Here is a 19,980-nt window from a genome sequence, read left to right as displayed (position 1 = left end):
TTAAAAGAATACATTCTTCAATTGATTATAGAACCCCAAATGAGTTCTATAATCTAAAAAATAGTAATTTTAAGAATAAGCTAGTAATTAGCATTTAGAGTCTACTTTTATGGGGCCAATCCGACAGTTATGGTTAATATTACTCATTTCATTCCTAATATTTAAAATAAAAATACATAAAAACTACGTTTTTATATTGTTTTACACTAATTTGCTTTGCAAATCTAATAAAAAATCATTCTTTAAAATTGGATTTCCAATTTTTACATTCATTTTCAACTTTCAATTTTCCATTTTCAATTTTCAATTAAATTAATTAGAATTCTCAACTGAAACATGAATATCTTAACATTTCAACTTGTATTCCTATATAGGGTTCCAAGCTGAAAAATAAAATTATTCAAATATTAAATGAGAATGGTAGTATTCCGAGAAATAGTAATTATTTAAAACGTTATTCATAAAAACTTCAAAGAAACTCTAATAAATTTGCTATTTTATTTCCAAGACTAAACGGCTGAATCGACGTCCTGTCTAGGCAGTCGCTGAACCCGTCCTTGGGTTCAGGTCTTGAAAATAAAACACAAATTAATAAGATTTTCTAAATCAATTTTTAAAGAAATACTAATTTAAATAATTCCTGTTTCTTGATAAAAGAAAAAAGTTTTTCAATTGAGAAAGATGTTATTTAAAATTTGAACTTGGAACCCTATATATGGTTCCAAGTTCAAATTCAAAAGTTACAATTTATTTCTATGTTTAACTTTTTTCTTTTACATTAAATCCTTTATTCCATACGATAATTGTTGCTAAAATTAATACTCCAATATAAATATATATTCCCATAGATATTTTTAATAATACATAATGTACTATTGCAAAAATAGCTACTACTGCCATTAATAATAATGTCTTACCTATATTTTGATTTTTACTATTTACTGAAAATGCTAGACTAAATGGTAAATTTTTTTCTGTAATATTAAATGAACCTACAATAGTAATAAGCATAACTAAAAACATAGCAACTAAATGAACTATAACTTTAGTTTTAAATATAGATATATAAATCAAGGAGCATATTATAAACATTGGTATAATAAATTTGTATATAAATGCTTTTATACACCCTCTATACATTAATTTTCTATTTTCTATAGACACAACATTGTATATCCAAGCACCCTTGTAATTCTCAGAGTACTGCATCATCATTGTAATTGATGGTATAGCTATTAACATCAAATACATTGTCAAAAAACTATTTGAATTTTTTAACTGATTTAATGCATTTAAAATTTCTCCTTCATTTTCTCCAGCAATAAATAAAAATATAACTGGAAATACTAGTGAAAGTGCTACATCTGGATATATTTTTAATTTTAATTCTCTTTCTTTACATATTATTTCATGAGAAAAATTAAAAAACATTCTTTCTTCTTTATCTCTACATATATACTTACTTAACTTAAATGCTAATGTGTTTTTTTTCTTAACTTTACTTTCGCTACTATTTAATTTTATTAAGTAATTTTCAAATGAGTTTGAAATTCTTGAATAAATAATTATTGCAATGATAGGTATTATAATTCCAATCATTGTTAATATCAAAAGATCCTTTTCTACGCTTCCCTTGTTAATCATTTCTAAAGGAGCTGCAAACCACATAGGTGGTAAAAAACAATGTACCAATTTTATATTATACTCACTACTAATTTCTACTACATTAAATATTCTTCCCATTAATTGTGACATTACTACTATAACAACAGTTAAAACTATTTGAACAATATTTATCATATCTTTTAATTTTTCACCATCAAAAAACTTTAGTATTACAAAATATAAAAGTGCAGTAACTGTTATCATAAAAATATCTATAAAAACTATTTCTAATATAAATACTAAACAAAATGTTATACCATATTTAAAAGATGATAGTATCGAAAATCCACATAACGCAAGTGTTATTTGAAATATATAAATCATTATATGTGTTATCTTTGCAGCATTAACAGTTTTTAAACCTACCCCTCTAATACCTATTAAATTTTTATCCCTAACATCTAATATTACTGAAGAGAAATCTGATATAAACACTGAAAAAATCATAAACATAATCATTCCAAAATAAATAGTCATTTGTATCATTATATTTACATCTATAATAATCATCATCATACATAAAAGGCCTAATATACAATAATAAATTAATGATCTCTTAAATTGATTTTTATCTTTATCATCATTTCCTTGACTGCCACTTAAGACAGTTGGAATTTTCCTTCCATCCATAGTCAGTTTCATTCTAAGAATTAGTATCATAGTGTCATAATCTACGCCAATTTTTTTATATAAAAATTCAAACTTTTTTACTAATTTTAATATTTTAAAATCCTCCATATTTTATTCTCCTTCAACTATTGATATTATTCTTTCAGCCAATTGTTTATGCATATCAAAACCTGTAAGTTCGTTGAATATACTTTCCAGTGAACCTTCATTATGACTATGTTTTAACTCTTCAAATGTTCCATCTGCCACAATTACTCCTTTATCAATCAGTATTATTCTATCACTAATTTTTTCTACAACTTCCATTATATGCGATGAATAAAATATGGTTTTACCCTTAGCTGCAAATTCTGCTAAAAGTTCTTTTATAATCATTACACTATTAGCATCTAACCCACTTAATGGTTCATCTAAAAATAATATATCTGGATTATGAATTATACTTGAAATTATCATAACTTTTTGCCTCATTCCCTTAGAATAAGATGACAATCTAGAATTATATGCATCACCAATTCCTAATACATCCATTAGTCTCTTTGCCTTATTATCAATTTCATCATAGTCCATTCCATACAACTGACCTATAAATGTTAAATACTCTTTAGCACTTAAACTTTCATATAAATCTGCAACTTCTGGAACATATCCAATTTTCTTTTTGTAATTCCCGTTGGTATTTTTGATTTCTTCACCAAAAATTTTTATTTCTCCATCATATCCATCAATTAATCCTAATATCAACTTAACAGTAGTACTTTTTCCTGCACCATTAGGCCCTATATACCCTATTATATTTCCTCTGTATATATCTAAATTAATTCCTTTTAAAACACTCTTACTTCCAAATGATTTAGTTAAATTTCTTATTTCTATAATTTTCTCCATAAGTCCCCCTCCAATAAAAAAAGCTAGTGAAATAAAAATTTCACTAGCCTAATTATACATAATTAATAAACATATTGGTTATATTTTTCATCAAAGTAATTATTTTGTACTTTAAATATTTTTCTAATTATCCCCATGGAAACTTACTAAATCTATCATTGCAGTAAGACCTATAAAAAATATTTTATAATTCTCATCATAAACTTCTAATGAATACTTATCCCTTGGACTTAATCCTTTATCGATTCTTCCTATTACTTTTCCATTTTTTGTTAATTCATAATGTCTTCTTAATATATCACCTTGTAATTTAATATTTCCAACTAATCCAGATATACTATAGCTAGCTTTCATTAATGAAAATGCTTTTTCTATAGTTGCAATTTCATCATTATTTCTATTATAGGCAACATATTTATGTGTTCCTAATCTAATTTTTTGTTTCATATACAATAATTTCTCAGTTTTATTTATATCATAAATAGATATGTTTTTACCTATATCAAGCTTATCTCCTTCTATTAAATACTCTTCCATACCATATTCATTTGTTACAACATACTTACTTCCTATAGCTATCAATTTTTCTTTTATATAATATTTCATAACAATCCTCCATGTCTATCTATAAAAAATTAAACTTCCAAATTTTCCCTTACTTGAAATTTAGTAATTTAAATTTCTTTCTTTAAAATTTAATTTTAATTAACACTTAAATATAAATTATATTTTCTATATTATATATCATAAATTTTTATTTAACATTAACTTAATCTTAAATCTTTCTAAGTTTAATATAAATTTAATAAATATCTCTTTAAATTTTTATATTCATATATTATAATATATAAATATAAAAGATTTGTTTTACCTTTATTGATTTTTATATTAATATCTGATATTATTTAATAATAATTATTAAATATATAGTGTAGTTTATTTTTACAGTTTATTTAATTTAAATAATGGGAAACATAACTTTAAAATAAATCTTAATTTTTTATTGATGATATAATTTTTCATTATATCTGATATTTTCTTACAAATAGGAGGTAATTTAAATGGCAAACGTATTAAATAATAGTAATTTTGATTCTGAAATTTCAAATGGAGTAGTTGTGATTGACTTCTTTGCAACTTGGTGTGGTCCATGTAAAATGTTAGCTCCAGTATTTGATGAATTAAGTAATGAAATGAATGGCACAGCTAAATTCTTTAAAGTAGATATAGATGAAAGTGCTGATTTAGCTCGTAAATATTTTGTTTCTAGTGTTCCAACAATTATGATTTTCAAAGATGGAAAAGCTGTTGAAACAATGGTAGGATTTATTCCAAAAGAAAATCTAGAAGCTAAAATTAAAGCTCACCTATAGAAATTAGAGGTAATTAATATGAGATATGATATAGCAATTATAGGCAGTGGTCCTGCAGGATTATCTGCATCAATAAATGCTAAAATAAGAAATAAAAATTTTATACTATTTGGTTCTTCTGAGCTAAGTCCCAAAATTAGTAAAGCGCCTAAAATTAATAATTATTTAGGCTTTCCAAATTCAAACGGATCTGAACTTAAAGAACATTTTAAAAACCATATAAATACTATGGATATTACAATAACTGAAGAAAAAGTGAATGCAATTTACTCTATGGGTAGTTATTTTGCTCTTATGGTAAATGACAAAACTTATGAAGCAACTACTGTAATACTTGCAACTGGTGTAGAGTTTACAAAACCTATAAAAGGTGAAGAAGAATTCTTAGGCAAAGGTGTTGGATATTGTGCTACATGTGATGCTCCTCTATACCGTGGAAAAGTTGTTGCAATAGTTGGATACAACAAAGAAGCTGAAGAAGAAGCTAACTATGTATCTGAACTTGCTTCAAAAGTCTATTATATACCTATGTATAAAGAGGAACCTAATGTTAATTCAAACATAAATATACTAAAGGATACTCCAATAGAAGTTCAAGGTGATACATTAGTAAGCAAATTAGTTCTTAAAGAAACTACTATCGATGTTGATGGTGTGTTTATGTTGAAAGACAGTATTTCACCAGCAAATTTAATGCCTGGACTTCAAGTTGAAGATGGTCATATCATAGTAGATAGAACTATGTCAACTAATATCAAAGGTTGCTTTGCTGCTGGAGATATAGTTGGAAAGCCTTATCAATACATAAAAAGTGCCGGTGAAGGATTAATTGCCACATTAAGTGCAGTATCTTATTTAGATAAAAATAAATAAATAATAAAAGAGCTATGTATTTTATATCATAGCTCTTTTATTATTTAAAATCCTTCATATATCTACTTTTTTATAATTCTAAAATTCAGCTGATATAGGGCCAAGTTCAAATTTCAAATAATATCTTTATCAAAAGATACTACTAAAATTATATGTTATTCCTATTTTTATATTTAGAACCAATTAAGAACTAAGAGTGAATAGTGAATAGTTATGGTAAATATTACTCACTTCGTTCTTAATATTTAAAATAGAAATACTTAAAAACTACGTTTTTATATTGTTTTCAACTAATTTGCTCTGCAAATTTAATAAAAAATCGTTCTTTAAAATTGGAAATCCAATTTTTACATTCACTTTCCATTTTCCATTTTCAATTTTCAATTAAATTAATTAGAACTCTCAACTTAATCATCAATAACTTAAAGTTTTAACTTAGATTCCTATAGAAAGCATTTAAGTATTACATTTTTAAATAATCCTATTATTTTCCATGAAATTTATAATATAATTATTTCTAATTGATTAATTTTATAGATAGAGAGGATTATATGATGAATAAATTACCTGATTTTATAAATGAATTTAGCGAAGCTCGTAGAAATGCTTTTATTAAAATTAAAGAATTAAAAGATGAGGGAAAAAAAATTGTAGGAGTTTATTGTGGTTTTGCTCCTTGGGAAGTTATTGCTGCCTCTGATGCTGTAGCTGCTTGGCTTTGTGGAATGGATGAAGAACCAATAGAGTATGCAGAAAAGGATTTACCTCGTAATTTATGTCCATTAATTAAATCTAGTTATGGATATGCCATATCAGAAAAATGCCCATTTTACTATTTCTCTGATATGTTGCTTGGAGAAACTACTTGTGATGGTAAAAAAAAGATGTATGAATTGTTAAAAAAGAAAAAACCTATGCATGTTATGCAATTACCACAAACACCGTATGGAAAAGCATCTTACGATTATTACAGGGCATCTATAGTTGAACTTAAAGAAACATTAGAAAATCAGTTTAATGTTGAAATAACAGAAGAAAAACTAAAAGAAAAAATTTCTTTAAAAAACAGAGAAAGACAAGCTCTTAGAAATTACTATGGATTATCTAAACTTTGTCCTCCCCCTATGACTGGATATGATTTAAGAAAAGTTATTCAAGGAACTCTTTACATAGCAGATAAAGAAAAAGAAATTAATGATATATATTCAATAATAGATGAAACAATGAAAAATTATAACAACGACATAAGACCTGTTTCACCTTCTTCAAAAAGAATTCTCGTTACTGGTTGTCCACTAGGCGACTCAACTGAAAAAGTTATAACTGCTATTGAATCTAATGGTGGAGTTGTTGTTTGTTATGAAAATTGTAGTGGTGCTAAAGATGAAAGTCTATTAGTTGATGAAACTAAAAATCCTATTGATGCTCTAACTGAAAGGTATCTACGAACTGCATGTGCTTGTATGAGTCCTAATGATAATAGACTTGAATATCTATCATACCTTGTAGATGAATACAAAGTTGATGGTGTTGTTGATGTTGTTTTACAGGCTTGTCATACATATAATGTGGAAGCTACTACAATTCAAAATTTTATTACAACTAAAAAAAATAAACCATATATGAAAATAGAAACTGATTATTCAACTACAGACATTGGTCAATTAAACACAAGAATCCAAGCATTTATTGAAATGCTCTAAATTTAATTATCTTAATATATAAATCTAGTATTTTATAAAATTACTAGATTTATATATTAAAAAGTAATTTTTTTACTATACCTTTATGTATTTTCATACATTTTAGATAAAACATATCTTCTATTTATTTTATATTTTAAATAAACTTTTTCTAATATATAAAATTGGATTATATATATTTTTATTCATTTTTCTCAATATTATGGATTATTCCTTATTTTTTTACATATTTTTATATTTTTTGTCTTTTAAATATTGATTTTTTTCTGAAAATTGTACATAATTATATACATAGATTAATTGCATATATTAATATTTATGTATTTTTTGTAAACATATATATTTACAGATCAATTTAATTAATTTTTATATAGTTTCAAAATTAGAAACATTTAGCTATGGTTTATAAGGTTTTATATTTAAACGGGAATACATTTATAAAACTTTGTATATAAATTTTTATGAATCCGAGGGGGAAATTTAATGGACTTTTTTAATGACTTTATTAGTTTGGCAAACAATTACTTATGGGGATATGTATTAATTGCACTGCTATTAATACTTGGGTTATACTTCTCTATAAAAACACATTTAGTTCAATTTACACATATCAAAGAAATGTTTAGACTTATTTCTGATTCTGAAGACAAGAAAAATAATAAAGATGGTAAAGTATCATCATTTCAATCTTTTTGCATAAGTACTGCATCAAAAGTTGGAACTGGTAATATTGCTGGTGTTGCTATTGCTGTTGCTATTGGAGGCCCTGGAGCTGTTTTTTGGATGTGGCTTATAGCATTAGTAGGTGCAGCATCTGGATTCGTTGAGTGTACACTTGCTCAAATCTTTAAAGTTAAAGATGGTAATGCTTACAGAGGTGGTCCAGCTTATTATATGGAAAAAGCACTTAATAAAAGATGGCTTGGTATTATTTTTTCAATTCTTATAACAATTTCTTTTGGATTAATATTTAATGCTGTACAAGCTAATACTGTTACTGTTGCTTTTGATACAGCTTTTGGAATAAACAGAACAGTTATGGGTATTGTTCTTGTTGGTCTTACAACATTAGTTATATTCGGTGGAATCACTAGAATTGCAAGAGTTTCTGAAGTTATCGTTCCATTTTTTGCAATGGCGTATATAGTAGTTGCTCTTTTAGTTGTTATTTTAAACTTTAGAGCTATTCCAGGAATCCTTAAATTAATTATCCAAAATGCTTTTGGATTTAAATCTATTACAGTTGGTGGATTTACTGCTACTCTTATGCAAGGTATAAAAAGAGGATTATTCTCTAATGAAGCTGGTATGGGTAGTTCACCTAACGCTGCTGCAGCCGCTGAAGCATCTCATCCAGTAGAACAAGGACTTGTTCAAACTTTAGGAATTTTCATTGCTACATTAGTAATTTGTACTTGTACTGCATTTATAGTTCTAATTCCTGGTGCTTATGCTGATTCAGCTTTAACTGGAATAGAATTAGCTCAATATGCACTATCATCTCAAATTGGTGCTTTTGGTAATTACTTTATAGCATTCTGTATTTTCTTATTTTCTTTTAGTTCTATAATAGGTAACTACTATTATGGACAATCTAATATAGAATTTATAAATACAAGTAAAGTATCTTTAAATATATATAGATTTTTTGTTGTAGCTATGGTTCTTTTTGGTTCTTTAGTAAAAGTAGAGTTAGTATGGAACTTAGCCGATTTATTCATGGGATTAATGGCTATAATCAACCTAATAACAATAACTCGTATAGGTAAATTTGCATTCCTAGCCTTAAATGACTACAAAGCCCAAAAAGCTAAAGGAATCAAAAAACCTGTTTTCAAAGCATCATCTATTCCTGGACTAGAAAATGCTACTGAATGGTCTAATTAATTTAATTTTCCATAAATTAAAATTTTTTAAATATATTATTGAACTTAAACAAGCTCCAAATTAAAATATCTTGGAGCTTGTTTTTCTATATATATTTTCAATATATATTTTTCAATTCACATTTTATACTAATATAAAAATAAATTTACTTATGTATTCCAAATCCAGTTATTATTAGTGTTGCCCAATCACTGTCTTCAGTTTCTATCCATTTATATTCAATGTCCATTTCTTTTAACCATGCATTTAGTCCACTGTTTCCTTTACTTGCATTTGGTGATTGTCTTTCATATACTCTTTTTATAGTATCAAGTAACTCTTTTTGTTCATCTTTATCTAAATTTTTATTTAACATATCTCCAATTATTTCACAACATTCGTCATATGCTATATAGTCACGACTATATAATTCATTAGCTAATAATTGTCTTTTTTGATTTAATTCTTCTCTAACTTTTTCAATTTCAGCTTCATTAGATAAGTATTTTTTAGCTATTTTTAATGCTGCAATATCCTTATCTAATCTAACTATTGATTTTTCTAAGTTTTCATTTTCCATTTAATTAATCTCACTTTTCACTTTTTTATTTAATCATTTAAATTGCATATATCTTTTATAAAATAATTTAAATAACAATTATTCCATTATACCATTAACTGAAATTCAATCAATACATTATTTTAAAACTCTCTATAATCTAGGACTTTTCTATAATTGTTTCAAATAAATCTACAAGTTTCCAGTTTTTTATTATATAATTTACTTTGGCAATGTAAACTATATTAAAATTTTTATTACTTTTTTATGTTTTATATTTTATTTAGGAGAGTAATTATGTTTTTATTAAGTATTTTTGAATTTATTGGAACGGTAGCTTTTGCTGTGTCTGGCACACTTATAGCTATTCAAAAAAAACTAGATCTATTTGGAATATTGACATTAGCTGTAGTTACAGCTGTAGGCGGAGGAATTTTTAGAGATATTTTAATTGGTGCTAATCCTCCAAATGCCTTTAAAAACCCTTTTTACTGTTTTATAAGTATACTTACTGCAATAGTTGTAATAGGGTTATATACTTTAATTTCTAAAATAACATATAATAGGATAATAAAAGAAATAAAATTTTCAACTTCAAATGAGGATATGCAACGTATAGAACTAAAACAAAGAATTGACTTTTTGCGTAGAAGAACTGCTATACTTAGGAAAATAAATATTGTTTTAGATGCTATCGGCTTAGGTGTTTTTACTGCCGTTGGTGCTAATATAGCTACATCTAATAATTTTGCCAATTTATTTTTAGTTATATGTCTTGGTTCAATCACTGGTATTGGTGGTGGAATTGTAAGAGATGTATTTGTACAAGATATTCCCATGGTTTTTAAAAAAGAGATTTATGCACTTGCATCAATTTTAGGTGGATTATCATTTTGGTTTTTACATAATTATGTACCACGTGTAAATGCTCTTTATATTTGTTCTTTTATAACTTTTACATTTAGAATACTTTCTGTAAAATTTAATTGGAACTTACCAAATTTAGCACTTAGCCGAAATGTTGCTAAAAATTAAATTTTAAAAGGGCTGTATCAAAATTAAATAATTAGCCCTAAGAAATAAAATGACCAAATTCTAAAAATGAATTTGGTCATTTTTTGGGTAACAGAAGATTTTTGTTATGAAACACTTTTAAATCATATAAAATATAGCTTTTTCTGTATCTACTTCTATTTTTATATTTTGTCCAATGACAAAATCATATTCTCTATAAGTTTCAACTATCAATTCAATATCTTTATATAACACAACTAAACTATATTTATCACCTAAATATTTTACATTTAATATTTTACTTTCACTTTCTTTATCACTATCTAAAATTTTAATATCTTTAGGTTTAATCATTAATGTGTACTTTCCATCTTTCAATGATGTGTTATATGTACCTATCTTACTCGTAAATACACCATTTTTGCATACTCCATCTATATAATTCATATCACCAAAGTAATCTGCTACCGCTCTAGAACATGGATTATTATATACCTTTTTTGCTTTGTCATATTGGACTATTTCTCCATTTATCATCATAGCTATTCTATTTGACATCAAAAGAGCTTCTTCTTTATCATGAGTAACCATAATTGTTGTTATTCCCATTTCTCTTTGTAACTTCATAACAAGATCTCTCATTTTATATCTTAAATTTTCATCTAAACTTGAAAATGGTTCATCTAATAAAAGTATTTCTGGTTCACTTGCTATTGCTCTAGCTAATGCTACCCTTTGTTTCTGACCACCTGAAAGTTCATAAACTTTTCTTTTCTCATATCCCTTAAGACCAACTTTTTCAAGCATTATCTTTGACTTTTCTTTTCTATCATCTTTATTTATACCTTTCATTTTAAGTCCAAACTCTACATTTTCAATTACATTCATATTCGGAAAAAGTCTTAAATCTTGAAATACTATTACTGTTCCTCTTTTCTCTGGTGGAAAATCTTTCACATCTTTACCATCAATAAGTATTTCCCCTGCTGTTGGCTCTATAAGACCTGCTATTGTTTTAAGAAGTGTACTTTTTCCACATCCAGATGCTCCTAAAAGTGAAATCATTTCACCACTTTCAACATTTAAATTTATATTTTCATTTATAATTTTTTTTCCTAATTCAACTTTAATATTTCTCAACACTAGTTCATGCATTAAATACTGCTCCTTTTTATCCGAAAAAATAAGTGTTTTCTATATCATAATATTTTTTTATAAGCTTCTCAAATAAAATGAAAACACCTAAAGTAGCAATTATAAACATAACTCCATAAGCTGATGCAATGGTTCTATCTCCACTTTGAATATATGGAAGCATAATCATGGAGAAAGTAACTACTCGTCCACCTCCAATTATGAAAGTTAAAAAGTATTGGCTAAAGGAAATAATAAAAGCCATACTAAATGATGATATTATACCTGGCATCAATATAGGTATAGTTATATTGATAAATGCTTTTAATGGCGATGCTCCTAATACTCTTGCTTGCATTTCTAATTTATTTCCGACAACTTCTGTTACTTCTGATATAATTTTCATAGTGTATGGAATACAAACAATTATATGTACTAATATTACACCTACTACTGTATCATTTATCCCCATTTTTATAAAAAATATTTGAATCCCCATTCCAAAAGCTGTAGCTGGTACTATTATTGGCATAAGTATTACAAACTTAAAAATGTTTTTGCCATAAAAATTATACATTGTAATAGCTCTTGCTGCTGGAATACTTATGATTACAGAAATAATTGCCACTATACAAGATATTAAAACACTGTTTAAAAGTACTTTTATAGCTCCTGAATATCCTCCAAACAACTCTTTAATTGCTCTAGTTGAAAATGTTTCTGGAAATATATTGGGGAAAGACCACCTTCCCGCAATACTCCATAATATCAAAATAAGAACAGGAAAGATTATAAAAAATAATGCTAAATATATAAAAACTGTTTTTAATATATTTTTATTCCTCATTCTCTATTGTCCTCCCTGTGCTTTTACTATATTTGTTTGAATGATTTTGTAATATACATAAGTTAAAATTATTGATATTATTACCATAATACTGTTTAACACCATTGCATATGGTCTATTTAATAGACTTGGATGAATATATTCTACATATGCCATTACTGGCAATGCCTTTGGACTAGTTGGTCCTAATAAATATGGAATTTCATAAGCACCAAAGGAATATGCAAATATAATTATAAATGAAGTTGCTATTGTGCTTTTGCATAGTGGCAATGTTATATTAAAGAATGTTTTAAATTTAGATGCACCTAAATTTATAGCAGCTTCTCCTAGTGACGAATCAATATTAGCCATTATAGTAGATACTATTAGTATGACAAAAGGTATCTCCTTCCACAAATATGCAAGTATTATTCCAATTCCATTTCTATCATATAGTAAGCTTATGAACATTTCTTGGTTTTCTATAAATCCTAAGGAATAAAATATCCTTGATATAATTCCACTTTGTGAAAATATATTTATTATAAGTAAGGCTGAAACCATATGTGGTACTATTATTGGTATTTTAAATAATTGAAAGATTTTTCTTTTCATTAAGCCAGTAGTTGAAACCACATAACTTATAACAATTCCTATAATGATTGCAAAAATAGACGAAACCAATGATATATATATACTTTGTTTAATTCCCAGTATTATGTTTTTATTTTCAAATATCATTTTATAATAATCTAATGTAAAATCTTTAAGTCCAATAGCTGGAATTATACCAAAGCTTTGAATTATACCATTAATAAGTCCATGGATAAATAATATCATTAGCATTAGTACAGGCATGATCATAATATATGGTTTTAATTTTTTATGCATTATAATTATCCTCTAGCTGCAACTTCTTCTTGCCATATTGCTTCTATTACTGGTACTAGTTTTGCTGGTACTTCTGGAACTCTTTTTTCTAAAAGTTCATCTGAAGGTATAACTCCTTTTCCCGCATTAACTGAATTAAATAAATTTTTTTCTTCAGTATTAAGTTTATCAAAATCCACTACAGGCAAATCACCCCAATTTTTAGGATCGTATTTTGAAGATTGCATTTCTGGACTAATTATTGCATTAATCACAGCTAATGCTCCATCTATATTAGATGCATTTTCTGGTATTGCTACAAAGTGTGTATTTCCTATTGTTCCTTTATCAAATATAAAAGATCTAGATGTATCTGTAAATCTTCCACTTTCTATCATTGTTGCTACTGAATTAGGATTATATGACATAGTCATAACAAGCTCTCCATCTGCAAACATATTTTCTACTTGTGATGTTGATGCTGGATATGTTTTTCCTTCATTCCAAAGATAAGGCTTTAATTCATTAAGATAATCCATAGCAGGTTTTATAGCTTTTCTAACCTCTTCCTTATCACCACTTAAATCTTTTACTTTATCATATCCTACTGTTTCATATATAATATTTCTCACAAATGCACTTCCTGTAAAATCTGGTGGTGCTGCATATGTAACTTTACCTTTATATTTCTTTACAAACTCTAATAACTCCGCTGTATTTTTAGGTGTTTCTTTTGTAATATTAGAATCATTTATTAAAACAAACTGAGCTTTTCCATATGGTACTTCATGACCTTTAATTTCATATCCAAAATCATATTTTGCTTCATCTGAAGTTCCATCCAAGTACTTTTCATAATTTGGAATGTACTGTGTAATAGGTCCATATAATAATTTACTTTCCATTGCAGTATAAAAATTTTCTCCATTTATCCAAACTAAGTCAACTGCACCCTCTTTATTTCCTGCTTGCTTTTCCCCAATCATCTTATTAAGAATTTGATCTATATCCATAGGAACTCTTTTTAATGTAATATCATAATTTTCTTTTACATACTTTGAAAGTATAGTATCTATCCACCTATTAGTGTGTTCGTCTCCTCCCCATCCATAAAAATTCACAGTAGTTCCCTTGGCATTTTCTGCTATCTCCTTAAAATCTCCTCTAGTTTCATTTGCCTCTTCTTTTTTATTTTCCTTAGAACATCCTACAAAAACAAACATAATAGCTATTGTCATTATTAATACGAGATTTTTAACTATCTTTTTCAAATTTATTCCTCCTTTTTTAACTTGTTTAAATTGGTATATTTTTCATTATACATATACAGAATACTACATAACTTTATTTAATCCTAGTAAAATAAGACATTTAAATAGTTGTTTTTCTTTTATTTATAAAATTTAATAATAATTAATCTTTATAATTATTATTATCAAAAACATATTTTATTATTTAAATAAGTACTGTTTATTTGTACTGCATTAAATTAATTTTCAACTTAATTAATTTAATGCAAAATAAAAAAATGGAGAAAATAAACTTCTCCACTTTTTAGTATCATATATATCTAATTAACTTTTGCTGCTTTTTCTAATCTCTTAAGTGGCATTGCAGTTACAAGAACTGTTGTTAATAATCCTTCAACACCAGCTGATGATAAATTATATATTAATGAATATAACCAAACATTCATTCCAGCTGGTGCATATTGTCCAAAGAAAACAGCACCAGATACTACCATTGATAATACACTTAATCCAGCTGCAAATAAACATCCTGCAATTACATTAGATTTCTTTTCCCTACCAAATGTACCTGCAAGTCCAAGTGCCATTCCACCAAGTAAGTAATCTAATATAAATTGTGCTGGATGAACTATAGTTGCTCCATTTAAAAGTTTTAACAAACCAAATATAGCTCCTCCTGTAAGTCCTGCTTGTCTACCATATAATAGTGCCAATATCATTGTTGGCATCATTGAAAACAAACTTATTCCCCCTCCTTGAGGATATTTTATAAATTCAATCAAATATAATACAAAGGACATTGCACTAAACATCCCTATCATAACTATACTTTTAACATTAAATTTTGCATTTTTGATAAGATCTACAACATAAAAAATCATTAATACAATACTAAGAATCGTTGCGAAAATAACCATTTTCCTTCCTCCTAAATAATTTTATTATTTAATAATTAGTTTTTTCTTTTCATTTTTCTGATATTTTCAAATATTTTATACAAAACAAAAGCTATACTCCATGCGGAATATAGCTTTTAACTTTATATAAAGTTTTTAATTATATACATAAACATAATTTAAACTTTGCTTTCCTCCGCTGGTATTATCCATATCAGGTACAAGGGTTAATATTTATAAATATCTCTCAGCCACTTAGGCACCCCTAGCTAATTATTATATTTTTCATTATCATTATAACTCAAAATTTACAAAACATCTATAGTTTCTTTACAATTATCTGTAAAATATATAAAAGAAAAAAGCATAGGGTTATTATTTATATACCTATGCTTAAATTTAAAATTAATTTTTAATTGCTTTTAAAAACTTTATCTTTATTCCTTGTGCACTAAACATATCTTCGTGTTCTGTAGTCACATTACCTTCAAATCCACTGTTATGTAAATCGTATGTTATATATTCTATTTTGAAGTTACTTTCTTTAAAGTATTCTAAAGATTCTTCAAAAAGTTCATCATCATCTGTTTTAAACCAGATTTCTCCGTCCTCTTTTAAGAATTCCCTATATTTATTTAATTGTCTTGTGTGTGTTAATCTTCTTTTTTTATGTCTTTCCTTAGGCCAAGGATTGCAAAAGTTTATATAAATTCTATCTATTTTATCATTGCTATCTAACATTTCATCAATAATAGCAATTTCTTGTGCCATTAATTTTACATTATCTACTTTTCTTCCCTTTTCCTCAAATGAAGCTTCTATATTTCTTTTAGCTAAAACAAGTACTTCATCTTTTATGTCTATTGCTATATAATTTATATTTTCATTTTCTGCTGCATGTACAGCCATAAATGTTCCTTTTCCACATCCTAGTTCTAAGTATATTGGCTGATTTCTAGTGAAAGATTCACTCCACTTTCCTTTATATTCAGTAGGATTTGTTATAAAAAAACTACATTCTTCTAATTCTGGTCTAGCCCAAGGCTTTCTTCTCATTCTCATATCTATTCGCTCCATCCTTACCTTTTATTTTATCAAGGATTGTTTTCTTAAATTTCATTCCTTATATTTTATACTCAATTATTATACATATTTACTTAAATTCTATCAACTTATATTTAACTTTTAATCTACTGATTTTAATGATTCAACCATTTGTATTTTTTTTAATTTGTAATACATTGTAAAATTAACTACTATGGCAAACATGAAAGTTAATAAAAATGAATATACATAGCTAATACTTCTTATGCTTCTTCCAAACATAATAGTTTCAAGTTCTACAGTTAACATAATGTATTTATGTAAGGCTACTCCTAAACCTAGTCCTACAATTATACCTATAAACGTTAAAATGATATTTTCCCTATAGACATATTTAGCAACTTCATTATCATAAAAGCCTAAAACTTTAATTGTTGCAATTTCTCTTAGTCTTTCACTAATATTTATATTTGTTAAATTATATAGTACTACAAACGCTAATGCTCCAGCAGATACTATCATTACTAAAACAACATAATTTAAGCTGGATATTGTATCCTTAAAATTATTTTTTATTCCAGAATTAAATCCTACAGATTTTACATTTTCCTTGGAAATAATATCTTTAGACAATTCATCCTCAAAATTTTTAGAATTATCCACTGTTTTTGCTATAATTTCATTAAATTCAACTTTATTTTTAGTTTTGTTTTCATAAAGTGATTTATCCATATATAAATAATGAAACGTATATTGCTCTGTAATTCCTGAAATCCTAATTTCAAATTCCTTTTCTCCATCCTTTACCTTAATAACATCAGCAACTTTAACATTTAATTGATTTGCTATTTTTTCACTAATAATAGCACCGTCTTCATCTAGTTTTAAGGTTTCTTTATTCTTCCTGTTTCTCATGGAAATAAACTCTTCTAATCTATCATTATTTTCAGGAATAATAAATTTTACATCCTTTTCTATATCATTAGATGAAATTTTTATATTTTTACTTTGTAACATCATATAATCTGATATTCTACTATCATTTTTTAACGTATGTTTAAATTCATCTAATTTATTCTCACTCTGGTTAAAATCAATATTTATGGACATATCATATTTATATATTTCACCAAACTGCTTATCTACTATAGCTTTTATTGAATCCTTTATACCAAATCCACATAAAAGCAAAGCTGTACACCCTGCAATACCTATTACTGTCATAAAGAAACGTTTCTTATATCTAAATATATTTCTAGCTGTAACTTTTTCAGTAAAACTAAATCTTTTCCATATAAAAGGTATTCTTTCCAAAAATATACGTTTACCATTTTTCGGTGATTTAGGTCTCATTAAAATAGATGGTGTTTCTTTAAGTTCTTTATTGCACGCAAATACTGCAGCCATTGTAGTTATTAAAACTGCAGCAACAGTGGATACAGTAGCATAATACCAATTAAACTTTAATATTACATTTGGCATAGAATACATTATTCCATATGCATTAAATATTATTGTTGGAAATACTGTAAATCCTATTGCTATACCTAATATACTTCCACTTACACTTGCAAATGCTGCATATAAAATATATTTAGATGCTATAGTTGCTTTATTATATCCTAATGCTTTTAGCGTTCCTATTGTTTCCCTTTGTTCATCAACCATTCTTGTCATAGTCGTTAAACAAACTAATGCTGCTACTAAAAAGAAGAATAATGGAAACACTTTTGCTATTGCTTCTATTCTATCTGCAGACCCTTCATAGTCTACAAAACTATAATTAGATTTTCTATCAAGAACATACCAATTTACTTCATTTATATCTTTTAATTTTTCTTCAGATTTATTTATCTCTTTTTCTGCCTTTAAAAATTCTGCTTCTGCTTTCTTTTTACTTTCTTCATATTTTAACTGACCTTTAGATAATTCACTTTTTCCATTATTAATCTTATTTTGTGCTTCAATAAACTGATTTTCCGCTTCCTTTTTCTTTGTTATTAATTCTTCATTATTTTTATCTAGCTCTATTTTTGCTAATGTTAATTGTTCTTTACTATAAGCTAATTTGCTTTCATTCTCAGTAAACATTTGTTTTTTACTATTCAATTCAACTTTAGCTAAGTTCAACTTTTTCTTACTTTCATTTAATATATTTTCTAATATTACTATTTGCTCTTGTATTTTCTCTTTATCATCCTCTTCAATATGTGTTTTTAGCATTAATTTTAAATTGGATATTTTATTTTCTAGTTCATTAATTCCATTTTCACTAGCTTTAATTTGCTCCTCACCAATTCTAATAGAATCTTCTATTTCTTTTCTTTTACTTATAAACTCATTGTAACCCCTATTATATTCAGATTCTCCTTTTTTTAACTCAGAATATCCATTAGAAATTTCATTTTCGGCATTCTCAATAAATACTCTAAATTCATTCTGTTTGGATTGTAACTCTGATTGTGCCAACTCTAATTCTTTTTTAGAATTTTCTATTTCATTTTTTGCTATGTTTAATTCTTTCTCAGCCTCTAACTTTTTATTTTTTAATTGCTCTTTTCCATCAGCAATTTTCTTTTTTCCATCTACTATAACTTCCTGATACCTTATTTTGCTTCTTTCTTTTCCAACCTCTTCAAGCTTGTCTTTTATTGGAATTACAACATCAAAATAATCATCATCATATGTAAATTTTTCTTTAGCATTATTTATTGTTATAAAAGTTTCCGTATATACTTCACTTTTAAAATTTTCTTGTGGAATCATTATGTAGTTTCCAACAGAACCATTTCCTATATTACTGTTTCCTTTTTCATAAGATAAATAATATGGTGTCTCTACTAATCCAACTACAGTATATTCATTTTCTTTTAGACTATCTTTAATATCTTTATCTGTTCCAGACTGAAGACTCAACTTTGATCCTACTTTTACATCAAAATCTGCTATTTTACTATTTTCTACAAGACATTCATTAGATTTTTCTGGATATCTTCCTTCTACTATTTTTACTTTGTTTATATAATTTTCATTATCCTTTGTATCTTCATATTTAGGTAACCCATGAACTCTTAATACTGTCTCAACATTTTTTATATTGCTAATAACATCCATAGAATATGTTGGATATATTCCTTTAACACCATCTACTTCATTTATTGCTTTAATATCTTCATTTGTAAATCCTAATGTTGATATTAACTGAATATCCATAAAATTGTAGTCATCATAATATTTATCCGCAGTTATTTTCATATCCGGAGAACCTACATTTATTCCAGAAAAAAAAGCTACACCTATGGCTACTATTGCAAATATAGATAAAAATCTACCTAAAGATTTTTTTATTTCTCTTAAAGTATCTTTTCTTATAGAATTATTCATAA

Annotated in this window: 16 protein-coding genes and 1 riboswitch; of the genes, 5 read left to right on the top strand and 11 right to left on the bottom strand. The window is 26.3% G+C overall.

The genetic code is table 11. The features are described 5' to 3' along the window. Window positions 1-759 precede the first annotated feature (759 nt). The 3 genes from AC07E4_RS03980 to AC07E4_RS03970 form a co-directional block, all read right to left on the bottom strand. Window positions 760-2,403 (bottom strand): hypothetical protein, encoded by a 1,644-nt coding sequence (locus AC07E4_RS03980; RefSeq protein ID WP_478215802.1) that lies wholly within the window; start codon window positions 2,401-2,403, stop codon window positions 760-762. A gap of 3 nt (window positions 2,404-2,406) precedes the next feature. Next, on the bottom strand, window positions 2,407-3,183 hold the full coding sequence (locus tag AC07E4_RS03975; RefSeq protein WP_040329966.1) for an ABC transporter ATP-binding protein: 777 nt from the start codon (window positions 3,181-3,183) through the stop codon (window positions 2,407-2,409). Between the two features lie 123 nt (window positions 3,184-3,306). Next, window positions 3,307-3,789 (bottom strand): LURP-one-related/scramblase family protein, encoded by a 483-nt coding sequence (locus tag AC07E4_RS03970; RefSeq protein WP_478215801.1) that lies wholly within the window; start codon window positions 3,787-3,789, stop codon window positions 3,307-3,309. Between the two features lie 455 nt (window positions 3,790-4,244). On the opposite strand from AC07E4_RS03970, the gene trxA reads away from it, so the two are divergent. From trxA to AC07E4_RS03950, 4 genes are all read left to right on the top strand, one after another. Next, a complete protein-coding gene (gene trxA, locus AC07E4_RS03965; protein ID WP_040329964.1) occupies window positions 4,245-4,556 on the top strand; it encodes a thioredoxin in 312 nt (103 codons plus the stop codon). Between the two features lie 12 nt (window positions 4,557-4,568). After that, window positions 4,569-5,429 (top strand): NAD(P)/FAD-dependent oxidoreductase, encoded by an 861-nt coding sequence (locus AC07E4_RS03960; RefSeq protein ID WP_040329962.1) that lies wholly within the window; start codon window positions 4,569-4,571, stop codon window positions 5,427-5,429. 554 nt (window positions 5,430-5,983) lie between these two features. Further along, window positions 5,984-7,132 (top strand): double-cubane-cluster-containing anaerobic reductase, encoded by a 1,149-nt coding sequence (locus AC07E4_RS03955; protein WP_040329961.1) that lies wholly within the window; start codon window positions 5,984-5,986, stop codon window positions 7,130-7,132. 483 nt (window positions 7,133-7,615) lie between these two features. Then, entirely contained in the window at window positions 7,616-9,019 is a 1,404-nt protein-coding gene (locus tag AC07E4_RS03950) for an alanine/glycine:cation symporter family protein (RefSeq protein ID WP_040329960.1), read from the top strand. A gap of 145 nt (window positions 9,020-9,164) precedes the next feature. Here the strand turns inward: AC07E4_RS03950 and AC07E4_RS03945 are convergent, their stop codons facing one another. Beyond that, entirely contained in the window at window positions 9,165-9,578 is a 414-nt protein-coding gene (locus AC07E4_RS03945; protein WP_040329959.1) for a hypothetical protein, read from the bottom strand. 276 nt (window positions 9,579-9,854) lie between these two features. Between AC07E4_RS03945 and AC07E4_RS03940 the strand changes: the two genes are divergently transcribed. Beyond that, entirely contained in the window at window positions 9,855-10,592 is a 738-nt protein-coding gene (locus AC07E4_RS03940; RefSeq protein ID WP_478215800.1) for a trimeric intracellular cation channel family protein, read from the top strand. 117 nt (window positions 10,593-10,709) lie between these two features. Here AC07E4_RS03940 and AC07E4_RS03935 read toward each other — a convergent pair whose 3' ends face one another. From AC07E4_RS03935 to AC07E4_RS03905, 7 genes are all read right to left on the bottom strand, one after another. Further along, a complete protein-coding gene (locus AC07E4_RS03935) occupies window positions 10,710-11,726 on the bottom strand; it encodes an ABC transporter ATP-binding protein (protein ID WP_478215799.1) in 1,017 nt (338 codons plus the stop codon). A gap of 16 nt (window positions 11,727-11,742) precedes the next feature. Further along, window positions 11,743-12,552 carry an ABC transporter permease gene (locus AC07E4_RS03930; protein ID WP_478215798.1) on the bottom strand — a complete coding sequence of 270 codons (810 nt, stop codon included), beginning with the start codon at window positions 12,550-12,552 and terminating at the stop codon, window positions 11,743-11,745. Window positions 12,553-12,555: 3 nt separating this feature from the next. Beyond that, window positions 12,556-13,425: an ABC transporter permease gene (locus AC07E4_RS03925; protein ID WP_040329955.1), complete on the bottom strand. Its 870-nt coding sequence runs from the start codon at window positions 13,423-13,425 to the stop codon at window positions 12,556-12,558. 5 nt (window positions 13,426-13,430) lie between these two features. Then, on the bottom strand, window positions 13,431-14,666 hold the full coding sequence (locus tag AC07E4_RS03920; RefSeq protein ID WP_423219658.1) for an ABC transporter substrate-binding protein: 1,236 nt from the start codon (window positions 14,664-14,666) through the stop codon (window positions 13,431-13,433). A 308-nt stretch (window positions 14,667-14,974) separates the two neighbouring features. Continuing rightward, window positions 14,975-15,571 carry an energy-coupled thiamine transporter ThiT gene (gene thiT, locus AC07E4_RS03915; RefSeq protein WP_478215797.1) on the bottom strand — a complete coding sequence of 199 codons (597 nt, stop codon included), beginning with the start codon at window positions 15,569-15,571 and terminating at the stop codon, window positions 14,975-14,977. A 153-nt stretch (window positions 15,572-15,724) separates the two neighbouring features. Continuing rightward, window positions 15,725-15,827, bottom strand: a riboswitch (TPP riboswitch). 128 nt (window positions 15,828-15,955) lie between these two features. Further along, window positions 15,956-16,612: a tRNA (guanosine(46)-N7)-methyltransferase TrmB gene (gene trmB, locus AC07E4_RS03910; protein ID WP_478215796.1), complete on the bottom strand. Its 657-nt coding sequence runs from the start codon at window positions 16,610-16,612 to the stop codon at window positions 15,956-15,958. A gap of 123 nt (window positions 16,613-16,735) precedes the next feature. Further along, window positions 16,736-19,978 (bottom strand): FtsX-like permease family protein, encoded by a 3,243-nt coding sequence (locus AC07E4_RS03905; protein ID WP_478215795.1) that lies wholly within the window; start codon window positions 19,976-19,978, stop codon window positions 16,736-16,738. Between the last annotated feature and the right edge of the window lie 2 nt (window positions 19,979-19,980).

It is taken from the genome of Clostridium amazonense, from assembly GCF_056431285.1.
This window is presented reverse-complemented; position numbering and strand designations above follow the sequence as displayed.

What these genes read in the sequence shown, in the direction of transcription:
- AC07E4_RS03980 (WP_478215802.1), bottom strand. Translation starts at nt 2,403, where the DNA reads ATGGAGGATTTTAAAATATTAAAATTAGTAAAAAAGTTTGAATTTTTA.
- AC07E4_RS03975 (WP_040329966.1), bottom strand. Translation starts at nt 3,183, where the DNA reads ATGGAGAAAATTATAGAAATAAGAAATTTAACTAAATCATTTGGAAGT.
- AC07E4_RS03970 (WP_478215801.1), bottom strand. Translation starts at nt 3,789, where the DNA reads ATGAAATATTATATAAAAGAAAAATTGATAGCTATAGGAAGTAAGTAT.
- trxA (WP_040329964.1), top strand. Translation starts at nt 4,245, where the DNA reads ATGGCAAACGTATTAAATAATAGTAATTTTGATTCTGAAATTTCAAAT.
- AC07E4_RS03955 (WP_040329961.1), top strand. Translation starts at nt 5,984, where the DNA reads ATGAATAAATTACCTGATTTTATAAATGAATTTAGCGAAGCTCGTAGA.
- AC07E4_RS03950 (WP_040329960.1), top strand. Translation starts at nt 7,616, where the DNA reads ATGGACTTTTTTAATGACTTTATTAGTTTGGCAAACAATTACTTATGG.
- AC07E4_RS03945 (WP_040329959.1), bottom strand. Translation starts at nt 9,578, where the DNA reads ATGGAAAATGAAAACTTAGAAAAATCAATAGTTAGATTAGATAAGGAT.
- AC07E4_RS03940 (WP_478215800.1), top strand. Translation starts at nt 9,855, where the DNA reads ATGTTTTTATTAAGTATTTTTGAATTTATTGGAACGGTAGCTTTTGCT.
- AC07E4_RS03935 (WP_478215799.1), bottom strand. Translation starts at nt 11,726, where the DNA reads ATGCATGAACTAGTGTTGAGAAATATTAAAGTTGAATTAGGAAAAAAA.
- AC07E4_RS03930 (WP_478215798.1), bottom strand. Translation starts at nt 12,552, where the DNA reads ATGAGGAATAAAAATATATTAAAAACAGTTTTTATATATTTAGCATTA.
- AC07E4_RS03925 (WP_040329955.1), bottom strand. Translation starts at nt 13,425, where the DNA reads ATGCATAAAAAATTAAAACCATATATTATGATCATGCCTGTACTAATG.
- thiT (WP_478215797.1), bottom strand. Translation starts at nt 15,571, where the DNA reads ATGGTTATTTTCGCAACGATTCTTAGTATTGTATTAATGATTTTTTAT.
- trmB (WP_478215796.1), bottom strand. Translation starts at nt 16,612, where the DNA reads ATGAGAATGAGAAGAAAGCCTTGGGCTAGACCAGAATTAGAAGAATGT.
- AC07E4_RS03905 (WP_478215795.1), bottom strand. Translation starts at nt 19,978, where the DNA reads ATGAATAATTCTATAAGAAAAGATACTTTAAGAGAAATAAAAAAATCT.